The organism is Streptomyces sp. NBC_01176 (assembly GCF_045039825.1).
Lineage (GTDB): Bacteria > Actinomycetota > Actinomycetes > Streptomycetales > Streptomycetaceae > Streptomyces.
In genome coordinates this window covers 3,503,140-3,528,135 of sequence record NZ_CP108600.1, presented here as the reverse complement: position 1 = coordinate 3,528,135, position 24,996 = coordinate 3,503,140, and the positions used below count along the sequence as shown (strand labels likewise).

At 72.0% G+C, this 24,996-nt stretch carries 14 protein-coding genes; 1 reads left to right on the top strand and 13 read right to left on the bottom strand.

Annotated features, from left to right (window positions below; all coding sequences use genetic code 11):
• Nucleotides 1–34 precede the first annotated feature (34 nt).
• The 4 genes from OG199_RS14910 to OG199_RS14895 form a co-directional block, all read right to left on the bottom strand.
• Nucleotides 35–1,483 (bottom strand): maltokinase N-terminal cap-like domain-containing protein, encoded by a 1,449-nt coding sequence (locus OG199_RS14910; protein ID WP_405829857.1) that lies wholly within the window; start codon nt 1,481–1,483, stop codon nt 35–37.
• 131 nt (nt 1,484–1,614) lie between these two features.
• Nucleotides 1,615–3,333, bottom strand: coding sequence for a maltose alpha-D-glucosyltransferase (treS, locus tag OG199_RS14905; protein WP_401799746.1), 1,719 nt, complete (start codon nt 3,331–3,333; stop codon nt 1,615–1,617).
• A complete protein-coding gene (locus tag OG199_RS14900) occupies nt 3,330–5,444 on the bottom strand; it encodes an alpha-1,4-glucan--maltose-1-phosphate maltosyltransferase (protein ID WP_405829855.1) in 2,115 nt (704 codons plus the stop codon). The genes treS and OG199_RS14900 overlap by 4 nt, the downstream gene beginning before the upstream one ends.
• Nucleotides 5,445–5,643: 199 nt before the next feature.
• Entirely contained in the window at nt 5,644–6,846 is a 1,203-nt protein-coding gene (locus OG199_RS14895) for a S8 family peptidase (protein ID WP_405829853.1), read from the bottom strand.
• Nucleotides 6,847–7,231: 385 nt separating this feature from the next.
• On the opposite strand from OG199_RS14895, the gene OG199_RS14890 reads away from it, so the two are divergent.
• Nucleotides 7,232–9,850, top strand: coding sequence for a glycosyltransferase family 1 protein (locus tag OG199_RS14890; RefSeq protein WP_405829851.1), 2,619 nt, complete (start codon nt 7,232–7,234; stop codon nt 9,848–9,850).
• A gap of 36 nt (nt 9,851–9,886) precedes the next feature.
• On the opposite strand, the gene OG199_RS14885 is transcribed toward OG199_RS14890, so the two are convergent.
• From OG199_RS14885 to OG199_RS14845, 9 genes are all read right to left on the bottom strand, one after another.
• Nucleotides 9,887–10,405, bottom strand: a complete 519-nt coding sequence (locus OG199_RS14885; RefSeq protein WP_405829849.1) for a DUF1990 family protein — start codon at nt 10,403–10,405, stop codon at nt 9,887–9,889.
• 69 nt (nt 10,406–10,474) lie between these two features.
• Nucleotides 10,475–12,136, bottom strand: a complete 1,662-nt coding sequence (locus OG199_RS14880; protein WP_401799753.1) for a M4 family metallopeptidase — start codon at nt 12,134–12,136, stop codon at nt 10,475–10,477.
• A gap of 298 nt (nt 12,137–12,434) precedes the next feature.
• Nucleotides 12,435–14,468 (bottom strand): M4 family metallopeptidase, encoded by a 2,034-nt coding sequence (locus tag OG199_RS14875; protein WP_405834552.1) that lies wholly within the window; start codon nt 14,466–14,468, stop codon nt 12,435–12,437.
• A 499-nt stretch (nt 14,469–14,967) separates the two neighbouring features.
• Nucleotides 14,968–15,945, bottom strand: a complete 978-nt coding sequence (locus OG199_RS14870; protein ID WP_405829847.1) for an NAD(P)-dependent alcohol dehydrogenase — start codon at nt 15,943–15,945, stop codon at nt 14,968–14,970.
• 139 nt (nt 15,946–16,084) lie between these two features.
• The gene (locus OG199_RS14865) at nt 16,085–17,356 is read right to left on the bottom strand and encodes a hypothetical protein (RefSeq protein ID WP_405829845.1); all 1,272 of its coding nucleotides are present in this window, start codon (nt 17,354–17,356) and stop codon (nt 16,085–16,087) included.
• Nucleotides 17,357–17,381: 25 nt separating this feature from the next.
• A complete protein-coding gene (locus tag OG199_RS14860) occupies nt 17,382–19,238 on the bottom strand; it encodes an ABC transporter ATP-binding protein (RefSeq protein WP_405829843.1) in 1,857 nt (618 codons plus the stop codon).
• Nucleotides 19,235–21,004, bottom strand: a complete 1,770-nt coding sequence (locus OG199_RS14855; protein ID WP_405829841.1) for an ABC transporter transmembrane domain-containing protein — start codon at nt 21,002–21,004, stop codon at nt 19,235–19,237. Before OG199_RS14855 ends, OG199_RS14860 begins: the two co-directional genes overlap by 4 nt.
• A 57-nt stretch (nt 21,005–21,061) precedes the next feature.
• Complete coding sequence (locus tag OG199_RS14850) at nt 21,062–22,975, bottom strand: ABC transporter ATP-binding protein (protein WP_401799766.1); 1,914 nt, start codon at nt 22,973–22,975, stop codon at nt 21,062–21,064.
• Nucleotides 22,972–24,852: an ABC transporter ATP-binding protein gene (locus OG199_RS14845; protein ID WP_405829839.1), complete on the bottom strand. Its 1,881-nt coding sequence runs from the start codon at nt 24,850–24,852 to the stop codon at nt 22,972–22,974. Before OG199_RS14845 ends, OG199_RS14850 begins: the two co-directional genes overlap by 4 nt.
• Nucleotides 24,853–24,996: the final 144 nt, after the last annotated feature.

The following is a 24,996-nucleotide window of genomic DNA, read 5'->3' as shown; positions in this document are numbered from 1 at the left end:
GGCAGGGCCTCCTCGGCGGGGTGAGCGGGAAACGTCAGGGGGATGCGGCGAGCCGGCCCACCGCCGCCAGGGGCACCGGCAGCCAGTCCGGCCGGTGCCGGGCCTCGTAGAGGACTTCGTAGACCGCCTTGTCCGTCTCGTAGGCGCGCAGCAGGACGGGGTCGGTGCGCGGGTCGTGCCCGGCGACCTCCGCGTAGCCGGCGCAGTAGGCGGCCCGGCAGGTCTCGGCCCACTCGGACACGGCCGGGGCGGGGGCCGGGGCGGCGCCGGGAGTCCGGGGATTCGAGCGGGCCGCGTAGTCGAAGGAGCGGAGCATTCCGGCCACGTCCCGCAGCGGCGGCTGCGGCATACGGCGCTCGGCCAGCGGCTTCGACGGCTCGCCCTCGAAGTCTATGAGCGACCACTCCCCGGTGGGCGCGCGCAGGCACTGGCCGAGGTGCAGATCCCCGTGGACGCGCTGTGCGGTCCAGGTCCGCCCCTCACCGGCCAGATCCGCCAGCGCTTGGAAGGCGGTCCGCAGACCGGGAGCGTACGGGCGCAGCGCGGGCACCGCCTGCGCCGCCGCGGCCAGCCGCTCGGTCATGCCCTCGACCAGCAGCTCCATCTGTACGTGCCCCAGTGTGCTCGTGGGCAGCGCGCGGGCGAGTGCCGTGTGCACCTCGGCGGTGGCCCGGCCCAGCGCCCGTGCCTCGCCGCCGAAGTCCTCGCCCTTGGCCAGCCCGTGCAGCGCCAGCTCCCAGCCGTCCGTCGCGCCCCGGACGAAGGGTTGCAGCACACCGAGGACGTATGTCTCGCCGCCCGCCGGATTCTGGGCGTCCGTGATGTCCGCCGTCATCCACGCCGCGGGTGCCGGAACCCGCGGACAGCCCTCCCGGGCGAGCATGCGCGGCAGCTCCAGGTCGGGGTTGACGCCCGGCACGACGCGGCGCAGCACCTTGAGAATGAACGTATCTCCATAGACGAGGGAGGAGTTGGACTGCTCGGACGTCACCAGCCGGGGCGCCAGTCCGCTCCGGATCCGTTGGCGGTGGTCGCGCTCGAAACGCAGCTCGCCGACCCGGGCCCCGGTGCGCAGCGCCTCGAGGAGCACGTCGGCGGGGCGAGGGTCGTGCAGCGCCTCGTAGACGGTGCGCCCGGCCAGGGGACCTTCTTCCACATGCCCGATCAGCGCGGGCGCGAGCCGCGGCGGCAGTGCCTCGCGTACGCCGATCAGCAACTGGTAGCAGTCGCCCTGCTGGGCGGTGGCCCCCTGAGCCGGGGTGGCCGGCTGGTGGGCCCGTATCAGGAGGTGGAGCAGGCCCAGCTGACCGGACGTCGGCAGTAACTCGTTGGCCGTCACCAGGGAGAAACCGGTGACCGGCCGTCCCTTGCCCGCGAACCAGCGCTGGCGTGGCAGCCACTCCCGCAGCAGTGGGTCGAGCGAAGCGAGCAGCTCGGGGCGGGCGACGGGTTCCGTGGCAGGGTGCGTGGCGGCTTCCGACATGGCGTCGCGTCCTTTCCCCAGGGACCGGGGGACCGGAGACCCAAGGACCCAGGGACCCGGAGTCCGGGCGAGTCGGGGGTGTTACTGATGGGTGCCCCGGGCGGGACGGGGGAAACCGCCCCGCCCCGGTTCTACACGGCGTCCTTGCGGAGCCGGAACCAGTAGAAGCCGTGGCCTGCGAGGGTGAGCAGGTAGGGGAGTTCACCGATGGCGGGGAAGCGGACTCCGCCGATGAGCTCGACGGGGTGGCGGTCGTTGAAGGCCCGCAGGTCGAGTTCGGTGGGCTGGGCGAAGCGGGAGAAGTTGTGCACGCACAGGACCAGGTCGTCGCCCTCGTCCTCGGTCGAGGGGGCTTCGCGCAGGAAGGCGAGGACGGCGGGGTTGGAGGAGGGGAGTTCGGTGTAGGTGCCCAGGCCGAAGGCCTTGTTCTGTTTGCGGATCTCGATCATGCGGCGGGTCCAGTGCAGCAGTGACGAGGGGGAGGACATGGAGGCTTCGACGTTGGTGACCTGGTAGCCGTAGACGGGGTCCATGATCGTGGGCAGGAAGAGGCGGCCGGGGTCGCTGGAGGAGAATCCGGCGTTGCGGTCGGGGGTCCACTGCATGGGGGTGCGCACGGCGTCGCGGTCGCCGAGCCAGATGTTGTCGCCCATGCCGATCTCGTCCCCGTAGTAGAGGATCGGGCTGCCCGGCAGGGACAGCAGCAGGGCGGTGAACAGCTCGATCTGGTTGCGGTCGTTGTCGAGCAGGGGGGCGAGCCGGCGGCGGATGCCGATGTTGGCGCGCATGCGCGGGTCCTTGGCGTATTCCGCGTACATGTAGTCGCGTTCCTCGTCGGTGACCATTTCGAGGGTGAGCTCGTCGTGGTTGCGCAGGAAGATGCCCCACTGGCAGTTGTTCGGGATCGCGGGGGTCTTCGCGAGGATTTCGGAGACGGGGTAGCGGGACTCGCGGCGTACGGCCATGAAGATGCGGGGCATGACCGGGAAGTGGAAGGCCATGTGGCACTCGTCGCCGCCGGAGGGGAAGTCTCCGAAGTAGTCGACGACGTCCTCGGGCCACTGGTTCGCCTCCGCCAGCAGGACCGTGTCCGGGTAGTGCGTGTCGATCTCCTTGCGCACCCGCTTCAGGAACTCGTGCGTTGCCGGAAGGTTTTCGCAGTTGGTTCCCTCGACCTGGTACAGGTACGGGACCGCGTCCAGCCGGAAGCCGTCGATCCCCAGGTCGAGCCAGAACCGCAGCGCGGAGACGATCTCCTCCTGGACGGCCGGGTTCTCGTAGTTGAGGTCGGGCTGGTGGGAGAAGAAGCGGTGCCAGTAGTACTGCTTGCGGACCGGGTCGAAGGTCCAGTTGGAGGCCTCGGTGTCGACGAAGATGATGCGGGCGTCCTGGTACTGCTTGTCGTCGTCGGCCCAGACGTAGTAGTCGCCGTAGGGGCCGTCGGGGTTCGAGCGGGACTCCTGGAACCACGGGTGCTGGTCGCTGGTGTGGTTCATGACGAAGTCGATGATGACCCGCATGCCGCGCTGGTGGGCGGCGTCGACGAACTCGACGAAGTCGGCGAGGTCGCCGAACTCGGGGAGTACGGCGGTGTAGTCGGAGACGTCGTAGCCGCCGTCCCGCAGGGGGGACTTGAAGAACGGGGGCAGCCAGAGGCAGTCGATGCCGAGCCATTGGAGGTAGTCGAGTTTCGCGGTGAGGCCCTTGAGGTCACCGACGCCGTCGCCGTTGCTGTCCTGGAAGGAGCGGACCAGGACCTCGTAGAAGACGGCGCGTTTGAACCATTCGGGGTCGCGGTCCTTGGCCGGAGTGTCCTCGAAGGTGTCCGGTACGGGCTCGTTGATGATCATATGGTGGGTGACCCTCCGATCTGCGGTGAGGACGGTCGCAGGACGGTGAGAATGTGCGCGGGCCTGTGCCCTGGCTCGAGACGCACATAGTTGGCCCTGCCCCAGTGATAGGTCTCGCCGGTGAGCTCGTCGCGCACCGGCACGGACTCGTGCCAGTCCAGGCCGAGTTGCGGCATGTCCAACGAGACCGTGGCCTCCTGGGTGTGGTGGGGGTCGAGGTTGACCACGACCACAACCGTGTTCGATCCGCGGGCGTCCGTGACGGACTTCGAGTAGGCGATCACCGCCTCCTTGTCCGTGTGGTGGAAGTGCAGGTCGCGCAACTGCCGCAAGGCCGGGCTGCGCCGCCTGATCGCGTTGAGCGCGCCCAGCAACGGCGCGATGCTATGTCCGTCACGCTCCGCGGACTCCCAGTCACGCGGACGCAGTTGGTACTTCTCGGAGTTCAGGTATTCTTCGCTCCCCTTCCGCAGCGGGGTGCCCTCGCACAGCTCGAAACCGCTGTAGACGCCCCAGGTCGGTGACAGCGTCGCGGCGAGCACCGCCCGCAGCTCGAAGGCCGGGCGCCCGCCGAGCTGGAGGAACTCGTGCAGGATGTCCGGGGTGTTGACGAAGAGGTTGGGCCGCATGGACGCGGCGGCCTCGCCCGACAGCTCGGTGAGGTAGTCGGTCAGCTCCTCCTTGGTGTTGCGCCAGGTGAAGTACGTGTACGACTGCTGGAAGCCGATCGCCCCGAGCGTGCGCATCATCGCGGGCCGGGTGAACGCCTCGGCCAGGAAGATCACGTCCGGGTCGGTGCGGTTGATCTCGGCGATGACCTGCTCCCAGAAGACCACCGGCTTGGTGTGCGGGTTGTCCACGCGGAAGATCCGGACACCGTGGTCCATCCAGTGCCGCAGCACCCGCAGCGTCTCCCGGACCAGCCCCGGCATGTCCTCGTCGAAGGCGATCGGGTAGATGTCCTGATACTTCTTCGGCGGGTTCTCCGCGTACGCGATCGTGCCGTCGGCGCGGTGGTGGAACCACTCCGGGTGCTTCTCCACCCAGGGGTGGTCGGGGGAGCACTGGAGAGCGAAGTCGAGGGCGATCTCCAGGCCCTCGCGCTCCGCCCGGCGTACGAACGCGTCGAAGTCGTCGATGGTGCCGAGATCCGGGTGGACCGCGTCGTGCCCGCCCTCCGGTGAGCCGATCGCCCACGGCACGCCCACGTCGCACGGACCCGCGGAGAGGGTGTTGTCGGGGCCCTTGCGGTGGGTGGTGCCGATGGGATGGATCGGTGGCAGGTAGACGACGTCGAAGCCCATCTCCGCGATCGCGGGCAGGCGTTCGGCGGCGGTGCGGAACGTGCCGTGCACCGGCGGGTCCAGCCGGCCGCTCTCCGAGCGCGGGAAGAACTCGTACCAGGAGCCGAACAGGGCCCGCTCGCGCTCCACGAGCAGGGGCAACGGCTCCGAGGACGTGACGAGTTCGCGCAGCGGGTGGCGGGCCAGGAGCCGGTCCACCTCGGGGGTGCGGGCGGCGGCGAGACGGGCCGCGGCCGGCCGGTCCGCGTCGCGCAGCGCGTCCGCCGCGGCGAGCACGACGTCCCTTCCCCGGCTCACGGGCACACCGGCGGCCGCCTGTTCGTACAGCCGCGCGCCCTCCTCCAGGACCAGTTCGGTGTCGATGCCGGCCGGGACCTTGATCCCCGCGTGGTGGCGCCAGGTGGAGACCGGATCGCTCCACGCCTCCACGGTGTACGTCCAGCGGCCCGTCCTGCCCGCGGAGACCGTGGCGCCCCAGCGGTCGGTGCCGGGGGCGAGTTCGCGCATCGGGGCCCAGGGACCGGGGCGGCCCTGCGGATCCTTCAGGACGACGTTCGCGGCGACCGCGTCGTGGCCCTCGCGGAAGACGGTCGCGGAGATCTCGAAGGCCTCGCCGACCACCGCCTTGGCCGGGCGGCGGCCCTGGAGGACGAGGGGGCGTACGTCGAGTACGGGGATGCGTCCGACGCCGCCGCGGGGGTCTGCGGAGGGTTTCTCCGGGGCACCGGGAGCGGCGTCGACCGCGCGTGGGGGAGAGGTGTCGGGGGTGGTCGTCGGGGGTGGCGACGTGTGGTGCGTGGCGGGCATGACCGCTCCTGTCCGCGTCAACGTGGGTGGGCGGATGAGGGTGTGGGGAGGTGGGGCCTGCGGGCTGTACCGCAGGAGCCTTCCCACCCTATTCGGGTGGGCAATCCGGCGCTTTGTTAACTCCTTACGCGTATGTCTGCGTACAGGACCGGCCTCGTCCCGCGCGGGCGGGGCCGGTTCCCGTCCCCCCGGCGGGTCTCTAGGGACCGCCTACCCGCAGCAGCCTGTCCGGCGAACCCGCCCCCGCGCCGGCGACCCTCCCGGACGCCGCGCGCCGTACGAGTGCCCTGCCCACCTGGGCCGGTGTCGCCCGGCGGTGGTCGGCGAGATAGAGCGCCGCCGCGCCCGCGACGTGCGGACTCGCCATCGACGTACCGGAGAGGGTCGCCTTCCCGGTGTCGCTCCGGTACGACGCGGAGGTGATCGCCACGCCGGGTGCGAAGAGGTCCAGCGAGGTGCCGTAGTCGGAGAATCGCGCCCGGGTGTCGGTCCGGTCGACGGCGCCGACGGTGAGGGCCTGGGCGACGCGGGCGGGGGAGTACAGATTGGCCGGTTGTCCGCCATTGCCCGCGGCGACCGCGTAGGTCACGCCGGAGGCGATGGAGTTGCGTACGGCGGCGTCCAGTTGCGCGTTGGCCTTCCCGCCCAGGCTCAGATTGGCGACCGCGGGCCGGTGCGCGTGCCGGGTCACCCAGTCGATGCCCGCGATGACCTGCGCGGTGGTGCCGGAGCCGTCGTCGCCGAGCACCCGGACGGCGACGACCCGGGCCTTCTTGGCGACGCCGTACGCCGTCCCGGCGACGGTGGCCGCGACATGGGTGCCGTGTCCGTTGCCGTCGCCCGCGGACCGGTCGTTCCCGACGAAGTCCCAGCCGTAGCGGGCCCGGCCGCCGAAGTCCCGGTGCGTGATCCGGATGCCGGTGTCGATGACGTACACCGTCACGCCCGCGCCGGCCGACGCCGGCGCGGCGTAACTCCGGTCGAGCGGCAGACCGGGCTGGTCGATCCGGTCCAGGCCCCAGGACGGCGGGTTCTGCTCGGTCCGGTCGAGCCGTACCCGGGTGTCCTGGACGACCGAGGCCACCCGGGGGTCGGCCGCGAGCCGGCGGGCCTGCCGTTCACCGGCCCGTACGGCATAGCCGTTGAGCGCGGTGCCATACGTATGGCTGATTTCCGCCCCGTACTTCTCGGCGATGCCCCTTCCCTCGGGAGACGGAGCCCGGGTGCTCTCCCTGAGCGTCACGATGTAGCTTCCGCTGACGGAACCGGAGGCGCCGACGCCGGCCGGCCGGACCTCCGACGCGGCGTGCGCGGGCAGCGTGCCGGCCGAGAGCACCGCGGCCGTCACGACCGCGACCAGGCCCCCTGCCCCGTGCGGACGCCACTGTCTCGTCCGTGCCATGACGTGAGTTCCCCTCCTCGACTCGGCGTGCGCGGAACCGGACCGACCGGTGCGGGCCGCGGTCCGCCGCACGCCACCTGGCAGCCTCTCGTGCGGTGTGAAGTGCCACAAGGCCGCCCATGAGTGCGGAATCGGCCATATCAGTCGTGGGACACAGGTGAAGATCGCGGGGAGTCCAGGCCGAACCCACCGTGACGCCCGAGCCCTTGTCAAGGGGACGTCCGGCGCCGGACGACCCCGGCCCGCCACGCCGGAGTTCCCCCGTGCGCCGTAGTTGCGGAGGCACTCTCGCCGCTAACGTCGTGGATGACGAAGGGCGCACAAGGACGTGCGTCCCTCAGCCGCGTACGTCCTGCCGCTTACGTCCTTCGTGAAGGTGGAACTCGTGAAGGCAATCCGCAGATTCACCGTCCGGCCCGTACTGCCCGAAGCCCTCCACCCGCTCAGCGACCTGGCGCGCAACCTGCGCTGGTCCTGGCATGCCGAGACCCGCGACCTCTTCCAGTCCGTCGACCCCGAGCACTGGTCCGCGTCGGACGGCGACCCCGTACGGCTGCTGGGCGGCGTGCCGCCCCGGCGACTGGCGGAACTCGCCGAGGACCGCCGCTTCCTGCGCCGGCTCGCCGCGGTCGCCGACGACCTGCGCGACTACATGACCGGCGAGCGCTGGTACCAGACCCAGTCGTCCGAACTCCCCGCCGCCATCGCCTACTTCTCACCCGAGTTCGGCATCACGGCCGCGCTCCCGCAGTACTCCGGGGGCCTCGGCATCCTCGCCGGCGACCATCTGAAGGCCGCCAGCGACCTCGGCGTCCCCCTGATCGGGGTCGGTCTCCTGTACCGGCACGGCTACTTCCGGCAGACCCTGTCCCGGGACGGCTGGCAGCAGGAGCACTATCCGCTCCTGGACCCGAACGAACTCCCGCTGGTACCACTGCGGGAGATCGACGGCACCCCCGCCCAGGTGGCGCTGGCCCTCCCCGGCGGACGGGCGCTGCGGGCGCGGATCTGGCTGGCCCAGGTCGGCCGGGTGCCCCTGCTGATGCTGGACTCCGACGTGGAGGAGAACGACCTCGGCGGGCGCGGGGTCACCGACCGGCTGTACGGCGGCGGCAGCGAACACCGGCTGCTCCAGGAGATGCTGCTCGGCATAGGCGGGGTGCGCGCGGTACGGACGTACTGTCGCCTCACCGGGCACGCGCAGCCCGAGGTGTTCCACACCAACGAGGGGCACGCGGGTTTTCTCGGACTGGAACGGATCGCCGAACTCGCCGAGACCGGACTCGACTTCGACGCCGCGCTGGAGGCGGTGCGGGCCGGAACGGTCTTCACCACCCACACCCCCGTCCCGGCCGGGATCGACCGCTTCGACCGTGAACTGGTGGCCCACCACTTCGGCCCCGACGCCGAACTCCCGGGCATCGACGTCGAACGGATCCTCGGCCTCGGCATGGAGACCTATCCGGGCGGCGAGCCGAACCTCTTCAACATGGCGGTGATGGGTCTCAGGCTGGGACAGCGCGCGAACGGCGTCTCCCTGCTGCACGGACACGTCAGCCGGGAGATGTTCTCCGGTCTGTGGCCGGGATTCGACCCGGACGAGGTCCCGATCACCTCGGTGACCAACGGCGTGCACGCCCCGACCTGGGTGGCGCCGGAGGTCTTCAGGCTCGGCGCCCGCCAGATCGGCGCGCAGCGCACCGAGGACGCGCTCACGGTCGGCGGCTCGGACCGCTGGGACGCGGTGGCGGACATCGCCGACCAGGAGATCTGGGATCTGCGCCGGGTCCTGCGGGAGCAACTGGTGGTGGAGGTGCGCGAGCGGCTGTACGCCTCCTGGCGCCAGCGCGGTGCCGGGACGGCCGAACTGGGCTGGATCGACGGGGTGCTCGACCCCGACGTCCTGACCATCGGCTTCGCGCGCCGTGTCCCCTCGTACAAACGGCTGACGCTGATGCTGCGGGACCGGGACCGGCTGATGGACCTGCTGCTGCACGGCGAGCGGCCGGTCCAGATCGTGGTGGCGGGCAAGGCGCACCCCGCGGACGACGGCGGCAAGCGCCTGGTGCAGGAACTGGTCCGCTTCGCGGACGACCCGCGGGTACGCCACCGGATCGTGTTCCTGCCCGACTACGGCATGGCGATGGCGCAGAAGCTCTACCCGGGCTGCGACATCTGGCTCAACAACCCGCTGCGCCCGCTGGAGGCGTGCGGGACGAGCGGGATGAAGGCTGCGCTCAACGGCTGCCTCAACCTCTCGGTGCTGGACGGCTGGTGGGACGAGTGGTTCCGGCCGGACTTCGGCTGGGCGATCCCGACCGCGGACGGCACGGCCACCGACGACGACCGGCGCGACGACCTGGAGGCGGCGGCGCTGTACGACCTGCTGGAGCGGCGCGTCGCCCCCCGCTTCTACGAGCGGGGTCAGGGCGGTCTGCCGGACCGCTGGATCGAGATGGTCCGCCAGACGCTGACCCACCTCGGCCCGAAGGTCCTGGCCGGGCGGATGGTGCGCGAGTACGTGGAGCGCCTGTACACCCCCGCCGCCCGCTCGCACCGCGCGCTCTCCCCGGACACGGCCCGCGAGCTGGCCTCCTGGAAGTCCCGTGTCCGGGCCGCCTGGCCCCGGGTCACGGTCGACCACGTGGAGGCCACCGCCGCCACGACCACGGCCGAACTCGGGACCACCCTCGCCCTGCGCGTGCGGGTCGCGCTGGGCGACCTCGCTCCCGACGACGTCGAGGTGCAGGCGGTCTCCGGGCGCGTCGACTCGCAGGACGGCATCGCGGACGCGACCTGCGTCCCGTTGAAGCCGGCGGGCGGCCCCGACCCGGAGGGGCGGTGGGTGTACGAGGGTCCGCTCTCGCTCGACCGCACGGGACCCTTCGGCTACACGGTCCGCATCCTTCCCACGCACCGGCTGCTCGCGTCGAGCGCCGAGGTGGGGGTTGTGGCGGTGCCCGCGGAGGGCGTGGGGGAGGCGGCCGGGGTCCTGATGCGCTGAGCCGGGCGCACCGGGGCCCCGTGGCCCGCGCCGCCGTCAGACCGGGTCGAGTCCCGCGCACAGGCGGCGCAGGGCCTGACCGCAGCGGCGGGCGTACGCGTGCTGGAGGCCGCGGCCCGCCGGGCCGGCCGCGCGGGTGTACCACCTGGCCGCGCGGCTGAAGGCGGTCACGGTCAGCCAGACCGTGCCGTCGCCGGTGCGGTCGACCACGAAGGACTCCTCGCCGCACTCGGGGTGGCCGGGCAGTGTGCCGTAGGCCCAGCCGGTGCGGCGGTACTCCTCGACGGTCCAGACGACCCGGCAGGGCGCCTTGATCGGGCCGATGCCGAGGGTGACGTCGGTGCCGGGGGCGGCTCGGTCGGTGCCGGCGGACACGGCCACGCCCATCGCCCGGTGCATCGCCCAGGTCATGACGGCTTCGGAGGCGGCGCGGAAGAGCTCTTCGCCCTCGCCGATACGGGTGCGGAGGTGGAGGGGTCGGAACCCCGGCGGGCAGCGGCCGTCGCGCGTCGCGCCCACGTCCTCGTAGGTGAAGGGAGTGTCCGGGGAGACCATGGGGGACAGCGTAGGGCGGTACCCGGAGCCGATCACTCCCCGGGTACCGCCCTCGCGTCTAGTGGATCACTAGCTCACGTTGACCGCGGACCAGGCCGCGGCCACCGTCGCGTACTCCGTGCTGCCGGAGCCGTACAGCGCGGACGCCGCGGAGAGCGTCGCCGTGCGGGCGGCCTTGTAGTTCGTCGTCGACGTCATGTACGTCGTCAGCGCCTTGTACCAGATCTGCAGCGCCTTGGCGCGGCCGATGCCGGTGACCGTGGAGCCGTTGGACGTCGGCGAGTTGTACGAGACGCCGTTGATGGTCTTCGCGCCGCTGCCCTCCGCGAGGAGGTAGAAGAAGTGGTTCGCGACGCCGGACGAGTAGTGCACGTCCTTGTTGCCGACGCCGGAGGACCAGCTGTCCGCCGAGCCGCCGTCCTTGCTCGGCTTGTCCATGTAGCGCAGCGGGGTGCCGTCACCGTTGATGTTGATCTTCTCGCCGATGAGGTAGTCACCGGGGTCGGAGGCGTTCGCCGCGTAGAACTCGACGCCGGTGCCGAAGATGTCGGAGGTCGCCTCGTTCAGACCGCCGGACTCGCCGGTGTAGTTGAGGCCCGCGGTGTTGGAGGTGACACCGTGGCTCATCTCGTGGCCGGCCACGTCCAGCGAGGTCAGCGGGTGGGTGTTCCCGGAACCGTCGCCGTACGTCATGCAGAAGCAGCTGTCGTCCCAGAACGCGTTGACGTACGAGCTGCCGTAGTGGACCCGGGAGTAGGCGCCCACGCCGTTGTTCTTGATGCCGTTGCGGCCGAAGGTGTTCTTGTAGAAGTCCCAGGTCTCCTGGGCCCCGTAGGCGGCGTCCGCGGCGGCCGTCTGGTCCGTGGTGGAGCTGGAGGCGGTGCCGGTGCCCCACACGTCGTCGGCGTCGGTGAACAGCGTGCCGGTGCCGGACGTCCCGTGCTTGAGGTTGTACGTCTTGTGGCCGCCGCGCGTGCCGTCCGTCAGGTTGTACGTCGAACCCGACTTGGTGGTGCTGAGCGTGACCGTGCCCGAGTAGAGGCTCTTGCCGGTGCCCGTCTCGATGCCCTGGTACTCGTAGAGCTTCTTGCCGGTGGCCGCGTCGGTGATGACGTGCAGCTCGTTCGGGGTGCCGTCGTCCTGGAGGCCGCCGACGACCGTCTCGTAGGCGAGGGTGGGCTTGCCGGTGGCGGCCCAGATCACCTTGCGGGGGGCACGGTCGGCCGTGGTCTGCGCGGAGCCGGCCGACTTCGCGGCGGTCAGCGCCTGCTTCTCGGCCTTCGCCGTGGTGACCTGCGGCTTCAGCGAGGTGACCTTGATGGCCGCCTTCACGGCCTTGGTGACGCCCTCGGTGCGGCCGGCCTTGGACTCGTGGACGACCAGGTCGCCGCCGAGGACCGGGAGGCCGTTGTACGTGCGCTCGTAGCGGGTGTGCACCGTGCCGTCCGCGTCCTTGACGACGTCTCTGACGACCAGCTTCTCTTTGGCGCCGAGACCTATCTGCTGGGCGGTCTCGGGCGCGGCCGCGTCGGCCTGCTTGATCAGGCTGGTGCGCGCGGCGGCGGACAGCTGGACCGTGGCGCCGGGGAGCTTCGCCTGGCCGGCCGAGGCGAGCGGCTCGGACTGGGCGGAGGCACCGGTGGTCAGACCGGTGGTGAGCAGGGCTCCGGCGGCGACAGCGGTGGCGATGGCCAGAGTGGTGCGCTTGTGACGCGCGTAGAGGGGGGTCACGCAAGCTCCTTCTGTGGGGGCGTCCGGACGCCGTGGGGTGGCCGTTCGGACAGGTGAAGTTGCGGTGCGGGTGAGCCGTGCGGTGGAAGAGTGACATCCGAGGCGCGTACATGTCAGGAGTGCAAGCGCATGTTGGCCGAAAAGCGTCCGTTGGATGAAGATCGCTGTACGTAATACGGACCCGATCACGGGTAAAGGACGGGGCAACGCAAACTCGGGGTGACGCAAAGGGGGCGCCGCCCCGGGGAGTTGAACCACCGGGGCGGCGCCCTGTCCGAGGTGTGCGTTCACCCGCGGTCTACGGGAAGGTCAGCTTCCAGCTGTTGATGTAGCCGGTGTCCTGTGCCGCCTGGTCCTGGACCTTCAACTTCCAGGTGCCGTTGGCGACTTCGGAAGAGGCGTTGACCGTGTAGGTCTCCTGGACGTTGTCCGCGGAGTCCGACGAACTGAAGTTCTTCAGGCGGTACGTCGAGCCGTCCGGGGCCACCAGATCGATGACCAGGTCGCCGCGCCAGGTGTGCACGATGTTCACGTCGACCAGAAGGTTCGACGGGGCGTTGCCGGTGCGGCCGGTGACGGAGACCGAGGAGGTGACCGCCGCTCCGTTGTCCGGAATTGATACGTCGGCCGTGTTCTCGAACGACGTCCCCGTGCCGCCGCCACCGCCCGGACGCGAGCCGACCTTCACGGCCGCCCAGGCGTTCTGGACCGCCGTGTACTCGGCACTGGTGGTGCCGTACAGCTCACCCGCCGCCGCGAGCGTGCCGGTGCGGGCCGCCGCGTAGTTGGTGGTCGAGGTGAACTTGGTGGTGAGCGCCCGGTACCAGATCTGCAGGGCCTTGTCGCGGCCGATGCCGGTGACGGGGAGGCCGTCGGCGGTCGGCGAGTTGTAGCTGACGCCGTTGATGACCTTGGCGCCGCTGCCCTCGGAGAGCAGGTAGAAGAAGTGGTTGGCGACGCCCGAGGAGTAGTGGACGTCCAGCCCGCCGACGCTGGAGGACCAGTTGTCCGCCGAGCCGCCGTCCTTGCTGGGCTTGTCCATGTAGCGCAGCGGGGTGCCGTCGCCGTTGATGTCGATCTTCTCGCCGATGAGGTAGTCACCGGGGTCGGAGGTGTTGTTGGCGTAGAACTCGACGCCGGTGCCGAAGATGTCGGAGGTCGCCTCGTTCAGACCGCCGGACTCGCCGGTGTAGTTGAGGCCCGCGGTGTTGGAGGTGACACCGTGGCTCATCTCGTGGCCGGCCACGTCCAGTGCGGTCAGCGGGTCCGCGTTGCCGGATCCGTCGCCGTAGGTCATGCAGAAGCAGCTGTCGTCCCAGAACGCGTTGACGTACGCGTTGCCGTAGTGGACGCGGGAGTAGGCGCCGACGCCGTTGTTCTTGATGCCGCTGCGGTTGAACGTGTTCTTGTAGAAGTCCCAGGTCTCCGCCGCGCCGTAGTGCGCGTCCGCGCCGGCCGTCGCGGCGTTGGAGATGGTGCCGTTGCCCCAGGTGTCGCTGGTCTGCGAGAAGAGCGTGCCGGTGCCCGACGTCCCCCGGTTGAGGTTGTACGTCTTGTGGCCGCCGCGGGCGCCGTCGGTCAGCGTGTAGTTGGAGCCCGACTGCGTCGTCGTCAGGGTCACCTGGCCGCTGTACTGGGTGTTGCCGACACCGGTCTCGATGCCCTGGTACTCGTAGAGCTTCTTGCCGGTGGCCGCGTCGGTGATGACGTGCAGCTGGTTCGGGGTGCCGTCGTCCTGGAAGCCGCCGACGACCGTCTCGTAGGCCAGGGTGGGCCTGCCGTCCGCCGCCCAGACGACCTTGCGGGGCGCGCGGTCGGCGCCGGTCTTCTTCGACCCGTCGGCCTTGGCGGCGGAGAGGGCCTGTCGCTCCGCGGTGCCGGCCGCGACCGCGGGCGTGAGGGAGGCGACCTTGATCGCGGCTCCCGTCGCCTTGATGACCCGCTCCGTCCGGCCGGACTTGGCGGTGTCGACGACCAGGTCGCCGCCGAGGACCGGGAGTCCCTCGTAGGTGCGCTCGTAGCGGGTGTGGACCGTGCCGTCCGCGTCCTTGATGACGTCGCGGGCGACCAGCGACTCCTTGGCGCCGAGGCCGAGGTCCTTGGCGGTGGTCGCCTTGGCGGCGTCGGCGTCGCGTATCAGCTCGGCGCGCTGCGAGGGGGTGAGCCTCAGGGCGACGGCGCCGGGGTCGACCCTGCCCGGGACCGGCTTCTGGGGGGCGGCGCTCGCGGCGCCCGACTGGACCGCGGCGGCCAGCAGGGCGGAGACGCCGACGAGGGCGACGGCGGCGACACGGCGACGGGCGGTGTGGGAGGTGCGTCTGTGCGAGGACATGCTGCTCAACACTGACTCCTTCTGCGTGGCCACGGCTCGCGCGGCCAGTGGGGATCCGGGCGGTGGGTAGCCGTCCGGGCAGAACAGGTCGGAACGCGGAACCAGTTGCACGAAGGTCTTCGGTCGCGGCACGGCGGAGATACTGTGAGGTTGCTGTGGAGCGACCGTGGGAAGAGTGGCAGGAGATCTCGTCTCCTGTCAGGAGCGCATCAAGAACTTGGCCGGAATTGGTTCGTTCTCCGGTTGGTCATGTTCGGTATACGAACCCGTGCATCTCTGTGCACCCGGACCGGATCCGACCGCACCGTCCACGGTGGTCGTCAAGATCGTTCGCGACGCTGCGACGAACGTGACGAACGGTCCCGTCCTGCGAGGGATTGGCTCGTTCGTGCGGCCATGTCCGTCCGGCCGTGCCCGTGAAGTCCCGTCCGTGGACGGGTGATCGGGCGGAACCGGAGCGCCTGCCCGCGTCGTCCGGACGGTCCGCGGCGTGGCCCCGTCACACCGTGATGACGACCTTCGCGCGGGCGTGTTCCCCCTCCACGTACCGGATGGCGTCGGGCACCTCGCCGAGCGATCCGTACGTCCGGTCGACGACCGGGGTGACCTTCCCGGACTCGACGAACTCCCGCAGCACGGCCAGGTTCGCCCCGCTCGGTGCCGCGAAGAACGTGAGCAGCCGCTGACCGACGAAGCGCGACAGCGCCTGCCCCTTGAGGGTGAGACGCATCGGCCCGAGGAGACTGCCGCCCTCGGACACACCCCCGCCGGACAGCAGGAGCGTTCCCGTGGGGGTGAGCGCCCTCCGCAGGTCCGTCAGCGAGCGGTTCGCCACCAGGTCGAACACGACGTCGTGGCGCGTCCCCGCCCGGGCGAAGTCGTCCCGCGTGTAGTCGACGACGTGATCCGCGCCGAGCGAGCGGACCAGGTCCACGTTCCGCGTGCTGCACACGGCGGTCACGTCCGCGCCGTACGCCTTGGCGATCTGCACGGCGAAGGTCCCGACCCCGCCCGACGCGCCGTTGACCAGGACCCGCTGCCCCGCCGTCACACGGCCCAGGTCGCGCAGGCCGATGAGCGCGGTGTTCCCCGCGAGCGGCAGCGCGGCGGCCTGCTCGAAGCTCAGGCCGGCCGGTTTCACGGCCACCATGTCCTGCGGGGCCGCCACGTACTTTGCGAACGCGCCGTCGGTCTCACCGAACACCTCGTCCCCGGGGCGCAGCCGCTTCACGTCCGCGCCGACCGCCTCCACCCGTCCGGCGAAGTCCCGGCCGCGGACCGGGGTCCTCGGCCGGCGGACACCGAAGGACAGACGCGCCAGATACGGGTCGCCCCGCATCAGGTGCCAGTCGTACGCGTTGACGGACACCGCGCGCACCCGCACGAGAACCTCACCGGCCTCGGGCACCGGTCTGTCGAACTCCTTCAGCTCCAGCACGTCGGGAGAGCCGTACCGGTCCTGGGCGATCGCCTTCATCGGGCCTCCGTGACACACGGGAACGCGAGGGGTCGGTGCGAGGGGTCGATCGGGCGGCCGGGCGCCACTGCCCACGACGGTAGCCGAGCGGGCGGGGTACGGGAATCGGGGCGAGCCCCGAGGGGGGGATCTCGGGGCCTCAGACCAGCCCCAGTTCGTGGCGCCACCGCCACGCCAGTGTCAGACACGCCCGGCCCGCGGGCAGCGTCGTGGGATGTCCGGCGTAGCCGAGCACGTTCTCGGCGGTGAAGGGCACGCCGCGATATCCGTCGCCGGCCCTGGCGCCGACCACCAGGACGCCCTCCTCGTTGTGCTCGCCCATCCCCGCGAAGATCTCGTCGAAGGCCGTGGCGTCCCACACGCACACCAGGCAGATCTCCGGCTTCCAGGTCAGCGGGTCGAGGCCGAGGCCGAGGAAGCGCACCCGGGCCCGGCCGTCCCGTACCGCGCGCGCGAAGTCGGCGTAGGGCGCGTCGCGGGTGTAGTCCAGGGTCACCCCGCCACTGCCCGCGGCGTCGGGGGCGCCCAGGAACTCCTCGGCGTACTCGCGCATCGTGTTGTGCCACAGGTCGAGGTCGGAGCGCCAGACGGGCAGGACGTCGGCGTGCGGCTGGAACTCGCCGGCGGGGGCGACATGGGTGGTGTCCATGGCCACGGCGACCCTGCCCGCGTCGCGCCGGTGCATGAAGAAGTACGCCCCGCCGTTCCCGCCGTCCCCATCGGCCCCGCCGTTCTCGACCCGGACCGTCAGTGTGCTCACCCCGGGCAGCGCGGCCCGTCCGTGCAGCGCGAAGGGACTGCCGAGCCCTCGCCGGAACGGACCCCGCAACGGCCTGGTGCCGCGCTTGAGATGGCGCAAGGCCTCCTCGTACGCGAGCGGTTCGGTGGTGTCGAGGCCGTCGAAGTAGCGGCCGAGCGCGAAGGTGAGGTCGAGTCCGCCGCCGGGGTGTTCGGCCGGCGGGGACGTGACGTCGAGCAGCCGGTAGGACGGGCCGTTGAACCAGACGCCCGGCCGGTCGTACGCCTCGATCGCGGCCGAGTAGCTCTCCGCACGGCCCGCACCCGGGCCGTGCGGCCAGTAGCGGGCCACGTCCGCGCGGCAGGAGTCCAGCTGTTCGTCCGGCCGGGACGCGCGCAGCGTCATGCGCACGGCGTCCAGGGGCAACGGGCGGGCCGGAACCCACCCGGGCCGGGTCAGCAGGACCAGTTCCGCGTCGGCGCGGTGCTCGCTCTGGCCCTCCGCGCACGCCGTGCTCAACTCGGCCCGGTGCCCCTTGAGATGGCCGCGCACCCGGAGGAACTGGGCGACGCCCTGCTCGCGACTGGCCTGGCGCTGCGGCGCCCAGGCGAACCCCGCCGCGACGATCCCCACCAGCAGCCCCACCACGGCGATGGTCGTCTCCAGCCCCATGTCTCCCCCTCTTGGCACGGGCCGATCATTCAACCAGGCTTGTGGAGGGCGCCGTTGGGGTACGTCGTGGCGGCAGGGATCCGGTGGCGTCCGGTGGCCGTGGCTCGCCGTGCCACGAACGCCACAGCGCCGCGTACGCGCCGCCGGCCGCCACCAGGTCGTCGTGCGTGCCGAGTTCGGTCAGCATCCCGTCCTCCATCACGGCGACCCGGTCCGCGTCGTGCGCGGTGTGCAGCCGGTGCGCGATGGCGATGACCGTGCGCCCTTCGAGCACGGCGGCGAGCGCGCGCTCCGTGTGCCGGGCGGTCGCCGGGTCGAGCAGCGCCGTGGCCTCGTCGAGGATCAGCGTGTGGGGGTCGGCCAGCACCACCCGGGCCAGGGCCAGTTGCTGGGCCCGCGAACCGTCCGCGACGTGTCCCCCGGGGCCCAGCCCGGTGTCCAGCCCCGCCGGCAGCTCCCGGGCCCACTGGTCGGCACCGACGGCGGCCAGCGCCGCCCACAGCTCGGCGTCCTCGGCGGCCGGCGCGGCGATCAGCAGGTTCTCGCGGACGGTCCCGAGGAAGACATGGTGCTCCTGGGTGACCAGGACGACCTGGCGCCGCAGCCGCTCCGGATCGAGCCCGGCGATCGGTACCCGTCCGACCGTCACACTGCCCGAGCTCGGCGCGTCGATGCCCGCGAGCAGTCTGCTCAGGGTGGTCTTCCCGGCACCCGAGGGGCCGACGACCGCCAGCCGCTCCCCGGGCCGTACGGTCAGGTCGACCCCGCGCAGCACCTCGCCCCCGCGGCCGTAGGAGTAGCGGACGCCGGTCACGTCGATCCGGTCGTCCACGGGTGCGGGGGAGCCGGCCGGGACGGCCCTGGGTGCCCGGCCGAGGCCCTCCACCCGGGCGAACGACGCGCCACTGCTCTGCAACTGCTCGACCTGGAGCAGGATCTGGTCGAGCGGTTCGCCGAGCTGGCGCAGATACAGCGCGGCGGCCACCACCGCGCCCAGGCTCATCGCCCCGTGCGCGTGCAGGACACCGCCCAGCAGCAGCACACCGGCCACGGGGACGACGTACGACACCTCGACGACGGGGAAGAACACCGTGCGCAGCCGGAGGGTGTGCAGCCGGGTGCGGCGGGACGTCTCCAGCGCGTCGCGGCTCGCGGCGATCCGCCTGCGCCGTAGCCCGAAGGCCTCGACCGTGCGGGCTCCGTCCGCGGTGGCCGTGAGGACCTCGGCGACCTCCGAGGTGGCCGCGCCCTCCGCGAGATAGGCGGCGCGCGCCCGGCGCAGATACCAGCGCGTGGCGAACCAGATGCCGGTCAGGCCGAGCACCCCGCAGCCGCCGAGCAACGGACTGAGGACGAAGACCGAGCCGAGCATGAACAGCACCTGCGCCGAGGAGATGAACAGTGCGGGCCCCGCGTCGCGCAGGGTGGTGCCCACCAGGGCGACGTCGGCGGTCCCCCGGGCCGTCAGATCACCGGTGCCGGCCCGTTCCACGACCGAGGCGGGCAGCGCCAGGGCCCGCTCCACGAACTCCTCGCGCACCCGCGCGAGGATCCGCTCCCCGAAGCGGTGGCCCATCCGGCGGGCGGCACGCGTCAGCAGCAACTGGGCGAGCGCGCACACCAGGATGACCAGCGCCAGCCGGTCCACCGCACCCACACCCACACCCACACCCACCCCCGCGCCGCCGGCGGCCCGGACGCCGGCGGCGGCGACGACGTCGTCGATGATCCGGCCGAGCAGCCACGGCCCGACCAGCCCGGCCGCGGCTGCCAGCACGTTCAGCGTGAGAACGCCGGCGAAGGCCCGTCCGTCCGCCCGTACCAGCCGGAGCGCGGCCCGCCGCACCTCGGCCCGCTCGGCGACGGGCAGCTGCGCACTCATCGCACGGCCCCCTGGCCGTCCTGGGCGTCCTGGCCGTCCTGGGCGTCCTGGACCCCCGGGGTGCCGGTCTCCGTGTCGCGGGCCACCAGCGCGCGGTATCCCGGCTCCCCGTCGAGGAGTTCTCGGTGGGCGCCGCTCGCCGCGACGCGGCCGTCGACCAGGTAGTGCACGATGTCCACGTGGTCGAGCAGCAGCGGCGAGGTGCTGGTGACGACGGTCGTACGGCCCGAGCGCGCAGCGCGCAGCCGGCTCGCGACGGCGGCCTCGGTGTGGGCGTCGAGCGCCGAGGTGGGCTCGACCGCGAGCAGTACCTCGGGATCGGCGAGCAGCGCACGCGCCAGCCGGACGCGCTGGCGCTGTCCGCCGGAGAGACTGCGGCCCTGCGCGTCGACGGCCGAGCCGAGCCCGTCCGGCAGCCCGAGGACGATGTCGTCCGCCACGGCCTCGTGCAGAGAGCGCAGGACGGCCGCGTCGTCGGGGTCCCCGCGGCCCGACACCAGCTCGCGCAGGGTGCCCGCGAACAGGTCGGCCTCGTTGTCGGCGACCAGGATCCGCGCTCTGACCTGCGCGAGGTCGAAGGCGTCGAGGCGTACGCCGTCCCAGGTCGCCGCCGACCGGGTGTACCGGCCGAGCCGGTCGACGACGGCCGCCGCGTCCGCCGGGCGGCCGCCGACCAGTGCGGTGAGTCTCCCCGGCGTCACCTCGACACCGGACTCCGGGTCGCGCAGCACCGACGGGGACGCGGGGCCGTCCAGGGCGTCGGGGTCGGGGGACGCCAGGGGCTCCAGGGCCAGGAACCGGACGACCCGGCGGGCGGCCACCAGGCCCCGGCTGAGCTGGTAGCCGCACTCGACGAAGAACGCCACCGGCACCACCAGGACCGCGACATAGCCGTACACGGACACCAGCTCGCCCACCGAGATCTCCCCCTGGGCCGCCAGCCGGGCGGCCAGCCAGGTCACGACGGCCAGGAACACCGTCGGCAGCCCGGCGCCGAGCGCCTGCACCCAGCTGGTCACCGCGCCGACCCGGTAGCCCTGCGCGCGCAGCTCCTGCGAGTCGCGGCGGAAGGCGTCCGCGTACAGTCCCTTGCCGCCCAGGCCGTTGAGGACACGCAGGCCCCCGGCGAGGTCGGCGATCCGGGCGGTCAGCACCGCCTGCCGCTCCCGGTACCCGGCCTCCGCCCCCTGCAGCCGTCCCAGCAGCGGGCCGACCAGCAGGGCGATCACCGGCACCCCGAGCAGCACCACCGCCGCCAGCGACACCGAGACCGACAGCAGCAGGCCGGCCACCACGGCGTACGCGACGACCGCGCCGACGCCGGGCCCGACGACGGTCAGGGACTGGCTGATCGTCTGGACGTCTCCGACACCGATCGTGACCACCTCACCGGCGCCGGCCTGCCGGGAGAGGGCGGCACCCAGCCGGGTCGCCTGCTCGACCACGATCTTGACCGTGCGGAAGTTGGCGTCCATCCGCAGCCGGGTCATCATGCGGTGCCGCATGATGCTCACCCACGCGTTGAACGCCCCGAGACCCAGCAGGGCGCCGGCCCAGCCGGCCAGGGCGGCCTGGTCGCCGGGCTCCAGCCCGTCGTCGATCGCGCGGGAGAGCAGATACGGCGCGAGCGCCATGAGGACCATCCAGACGGTGCCCAGCACCGCCCCGGCGACAGCCCGTCCCGGCTGCCGGGCGATCAGCCACCACAGATACCGGCCGCCCCCTCGGGCGTCGGGCGTCCCCGGGTCCTCGTACGCGTCGATCATCCGCTCCCCAGCGCTCCTCCGGTGCCGTGTCCGTCTCCCGCCCGGCCGCCGTGCCCGCTACACGAGACTGTCCCGCCACGCCCGGTGCAGGTCCGCGAACCGGCCGGTGGACGCCACGAGTTCGGCCGGAGCGCCGTCCTCGACGATCCGTCCGTGCTCCATCACCAGCACCCGGTCGGCGATCTCCACCGTCGACAGGCGGTGCGCGATGACCACCGCCGTCCGGCCGCGCAGGACCGTCAGCATGGCGCGCTGCACGGCCCGCTCGCCGGGGACGTCCAGCGAACTGGTCGCCTCGTCGAGGATGAGGACGGCCGGATCCGCGAGCAACGCCCGCGCGAAGGCAACGAGTTGGCGTTGACCGGCGGAGATACGGCCGCCCCGCTTGCGGACGTCCGTGTCGTAGCCCTCGGGCAGCGCGCTGATGAAGTCGTGGGCGCCGATCGCCTTCGCGGCCCGCTCGATCTCCTCCCGGCTCGCGTCGGAGCGTCCGATGGCGATGTTCTCGGCGACCGTGCCGGAGAACAGGAAGGCCTCCTGGGTCACCATCACCACCCCGCGCCGCAGCTCCGGCACGGACAGCTCGCGCAGGTCCACGCCGTCGAGCAGCACGCGGCCGTCCGAGGGGTCGTAGAAGCGGGCCAGCAGCTTGGCGAGCGTCGACTTGCCCGCGCCCGTCGAGCCGACGACGGCCACGGTCTGCCCCGCGGGGAGCGTGAGCGAGAAGGCGGGCAGCACCTCACCACCGGTGCGGTACGCGAAGCGGACGTCGTCGAAGACGACCGCGCGGCCCGGCTGTTCGGAGGCGAGGGCGGGCAGTTGCCGCGCGGTGGCGGGCTCCGGCACGGACGGTGCCTGGGCCAGCAGACCCGCGATCTTCTCCAGGGAGGCCGCCGCGGACTGGTACGAGTTGAGGAACATGCCGAGCCGGTCGATCGGGTCGTACAGGCGGCGCAGATACAGGACCGCGGCCGCCAGCACCCCCAGCGCCAGTGACCCCGAAGCCACCCGGTACGCGCCCCACAGCACGATCGCCGCGACCGCCGTGTTGGCGACCAGACGCGAGCCGACGACATAGCGGGCCATCTCCAGCAGGGCGTCGCCGTTCGTGCGCTCGTGGCGCTCGTTCAGGACCCGGAACTCCGCGTCGTTGACGTCCTCGCGGCGGAACGCCCGCACCGGCCTGATGCCGTTCATCGTCTCCGCGAACTTCACGATGACGGCGGCGATCGCGGTCGAGCGGAGGCGGTAGATGCGGCCCGCGCGGCGCCGGTAGACCCGTACGAGGAGGTAGAGCGGCACGAAGGAGGCCACCGCCACCGCGCCGAGACCCAGGTCCAGCCAGAGCAGCATCGCCGAGATGTAGACGAAGGACAGGATGACCGTGATCAGTTCCTGCAGACCCTCGCTGAGCAGTTCACGCAGCGACTCGACGTCCGTCGTGGAGCGGGAGATCAGCCGGCCCGAGGTGTAGCGCTCGTGGAAGTCGATGCTGAGCGCCTGCGCGTGCCGGAAGATCCGGCCGCGCAGATCCAGCAGCACGTCCTGGTTGACGCGGGCCGACGCGCCGATGAAGGCGTACTGGAGGCCGCCGGCGACCAGCGCGCACAGCACGTACGCGACCCCCACCGCGACCAGGGGACCGTGGTCGCCCCGGCGCAGCGCCGGTACGGCCCGGTCGATGGCGTACGCGACGAGCAGCGGTCCGGCCTGGACGGCGGCCTGCTGGAACAGCAGCAGGACGGTCGTCACCACGACGCGGGCCCGCAGCGGGGCGAGCAGCGAGCGCAGCAGGGTGGCGGTGGCGCCCGGGGGAGTGGGCAGGGTGTCCCGGTCGAAGGGGTCCTGGTGCCGCTCCGTCTCCCGCGCCGGGCCGCTCGGGCCGGGCTTCGTGCCTGACTCCGTGCCGGGTTCCGCGCGGGACTCCCCGCCGGGTTCCCGGTCCGGCGCGGTGGTCGTGGGCGCCGTCATCGCTCGGTCTCCTCGTCGCCGGACATCAGATGGGCGTACTCGGCGTTCGTACGCAGCAGTTCGTGGTGGGTGCCGACCGCGGTGATGCGGCCCCCGGAGAGCAGCGCGACGCGGTCGGCGAGCAGCACCGTGGACGGGCGGTGCGCCACGATCAGGGCGGTCGTCTCGGCCAGGACGCGGCGCAGCGCGGCCTCCACCGCGGCCTCGGTGTGCACGTCCAGTGCGGACAGGGGGTCGTCGAGGACGAGGAACCGGGGGCGGCCGACCACCGCTCTCGCGAGGGCGAGGCGCTGGCGCTGTCCGCCGGACAGGCTCAGGCCCTGCTCGCCGACCTGTGTCGCCGTGCCCTGCGGGAGGGCGTGCGCGAAGTCGGCCTGCGCGACGGCCAGGGCCCGGTCCAGCTCGGCCTCCCCGGCGGTGTCGCCGGCGCCCATCAGCACGTTCTCCCCGACGCTCGCCGAGAAGAGGGTGGGCTCCTCGAAGGCCACCGCCACCCGCGCGCGAAGTTCCTCGCGCGGTATCGCGGTGATGTCCTCGCCGTCCAGGGTGATCCGGCCGGACGTCACCTCGTGCAGGCGGGGGACGAGGGCGGTGAGGGTGGTCTTGCCGGTGCCGGTCGCGCCGACCAGGGCCATGGACTCGCCCGACCGGATGTGCAGGTCGATGTGGTCGAGCACGGGGGGCGTGTCGGCGGGGGCGTCCGGGTAGCGGAACCGGACGCCGTGGAACCGGAGCCCGCCGTCGCCCGGACCCGCGGCCGCGTCCGCGACGACATCCGCATCCGCGCCCACGACGGCATCCGCACCCGCGTCCGCGTGCGGACCGGCGCCGGCGACCGCGTCGGCGGCCGTGGACGGGTCCGAGGACTCCGGTCGCGCGTCCATCACCTCGAAGTACCGCTCCGTGGCCGTCGCCGCCTCCTGGCTCATCGCGAGGAGGAAACCGATGGAGTCGACGGGCCAGCGCAGCGCGAGAGCCGTGGAGAGGAAGGCCACCAGCGTGCCCGCGGAGAGGCGGTCGTCGGCGACCTGCGTCGTGCCGAGGACGAGGGCGGCACCGATGGCGAGTTCGGGCAGGGTGACGATGACGGCCCAGATGGACGCCAGCAGCCGGGCCTTGGCCAGTTCCGTGCCGCGCAGGGTGCGGGACAGCTCACGGAAGGCGCGGGCCTGGCTGCGATGACGCCCGAAGCCCTTGATGATGCGGATGCCGAGCACACTCTCCTCGACGACCGTCGTCAGGTCGCCCACCTGGTCCTGGGCCCGTCGTGCCACCTGTGAGTAGCGTCGCTCGAAGATCCAGCAGACGACCATGACGGGCAGCGCGGGAGCGAGCAGCACCAGCCCCAGCGTCCACTCCTGGTCGAGCATGATGAGGACGCCGATGAGGATCGTCACGCCGTTGACCAGCAGGAACGTCAGAGGGAAGGCGAGGAACTGACGCAGCAGCATCAGATCGGTGGTGCCCCGGGACAGCAGCTGACCGGAGGCCCAGCGGTCGTGGAAGGCGACCGGGAGACGCTGCAGATGCCGGTACAGATCCGCCCGCATGTCCGCCTCGACCCCCGCCAGCGGCCGCGCCACCAGCCACCGCCGCAGCCCGAACAGGACCGCCTCGGCGATCCCGAGCAGCAGCAGGTACAGCGCGCCGAGCCAGACGCCCGCCGGGTCGTGGTCGGTCACGGGACCGTCCACCATCCACTTCAGGACGAGCGGGATCACCAGCCCCGTACAGGACGCCACGACCGCGACGACGGCCGCGCCGAACAGCCGCCCCCGCACCGGCCGTACGTACGGCCACAGCCGCAGCAGGCTGCCGACGGTCGAATGGTCCCTGGTTCCGGCACGGTCCGTGGTCACTGCATCTGAAGTGGACATCAGGAGCGAGCCTACGGACCGGCACTGACAGTGCCCACCGAGTTTTGGCCGGTCTGAATCGTTCCACGGGCCTGGCGCGGTCGTAGCGCCGCATCCACCGATCGGTTGATGCCCCTTCGAGCGCGATGGACGATGTGACGGACC

Excerpts from the sequence above, each read along its gene's own strand:
- OG199_RS14865 (WP_405829845.1), bottom strand. The coding sequence starts at position 17,356 with ATGGGGCTGGAGACGACCATCGCCGTGGTGGGGCTGCTGGTGGGGATC.
- OG199_RS14855 (WP_405829841.1), bottom strand. The coding sequence starts at position 21,004 with ATGATCGACGCGTACGAGGACCCGGGGACGCCCGACGCCCGAGGGGGC.
- OG199_RS14850 (WP_401799766.1), bottom strand. The coding sequence starts at position 22,975 with ATGACGGCGCCCACGACCACCGCGCCGGACCGGGAACCCGGCGGGGAG.
- OG199_RS14885 (WP_405829849.1), bottom strand. The coding sequence starts at position 10,405 with ATGGTCTCCCCGGACACTCCCTTCACCTACGAGGACGTGGGCGCGACG.
- treS (WP_401799746.1), bottom strand. The coding sequence starts at position 3,333 with ATGATCATCAACGAGCCCGTACCGGACACCTTCGAGGACACTCCGGCC.
- OG199_RS14875 (WP_405834552.1), bottom strand. The coding sequence starts at position 14,468 with ATGTCCTCGCACAGACGCACCTCCCACACCGCCCGTCGCCGTGTCGCC.
- OG199_RS14895 (WP_405829853.1), bottom strand. The coding sequence starts at position 6,846 with ATGGCACGGACGAGACAGTGGCGTCCGCACGGGGCAGGGGGCCTGGTC.
- OG199_RS14910 (WP_405829857.1), bottom strand. The coding sequence starts at position 1,483 with ATGTCGGAAGCCGCCACGCACCCTGCCACGGAACCCGTCGCCCGCCCC.
- OG199_RS14870 (WP_405829847.1), bottom strand. The coding sequence starts at position 15,945 with ATGAAGGCGATCGCCCAGGACCGGTACGGCTCTCCCGACGTGCTGGAG.
- OG199_RS14860 (WP_405829843.1), bottom strand. The coding sequence starts at position 19,238 with ATGAGTGCGCAGCTGCCCGTCGCCGAGCGGGCCGAGGTGCGGCGGGCC.
- OG199_RS14845 (WP_405829839.1), bottom strand. The coding sequence starts at position 24,852 with ATGTCCACTTCAGATGCAGTGACCACGGACCGTGCCGGAACCAGGGAC.
- OG199_RS14900 (WP_405829855.1), bottom strand. The coding sequence starts at position 5,444 with ATGCCCGCCACGCACCACACGTCGCCACCCCCGACGACCACCCCCGAC.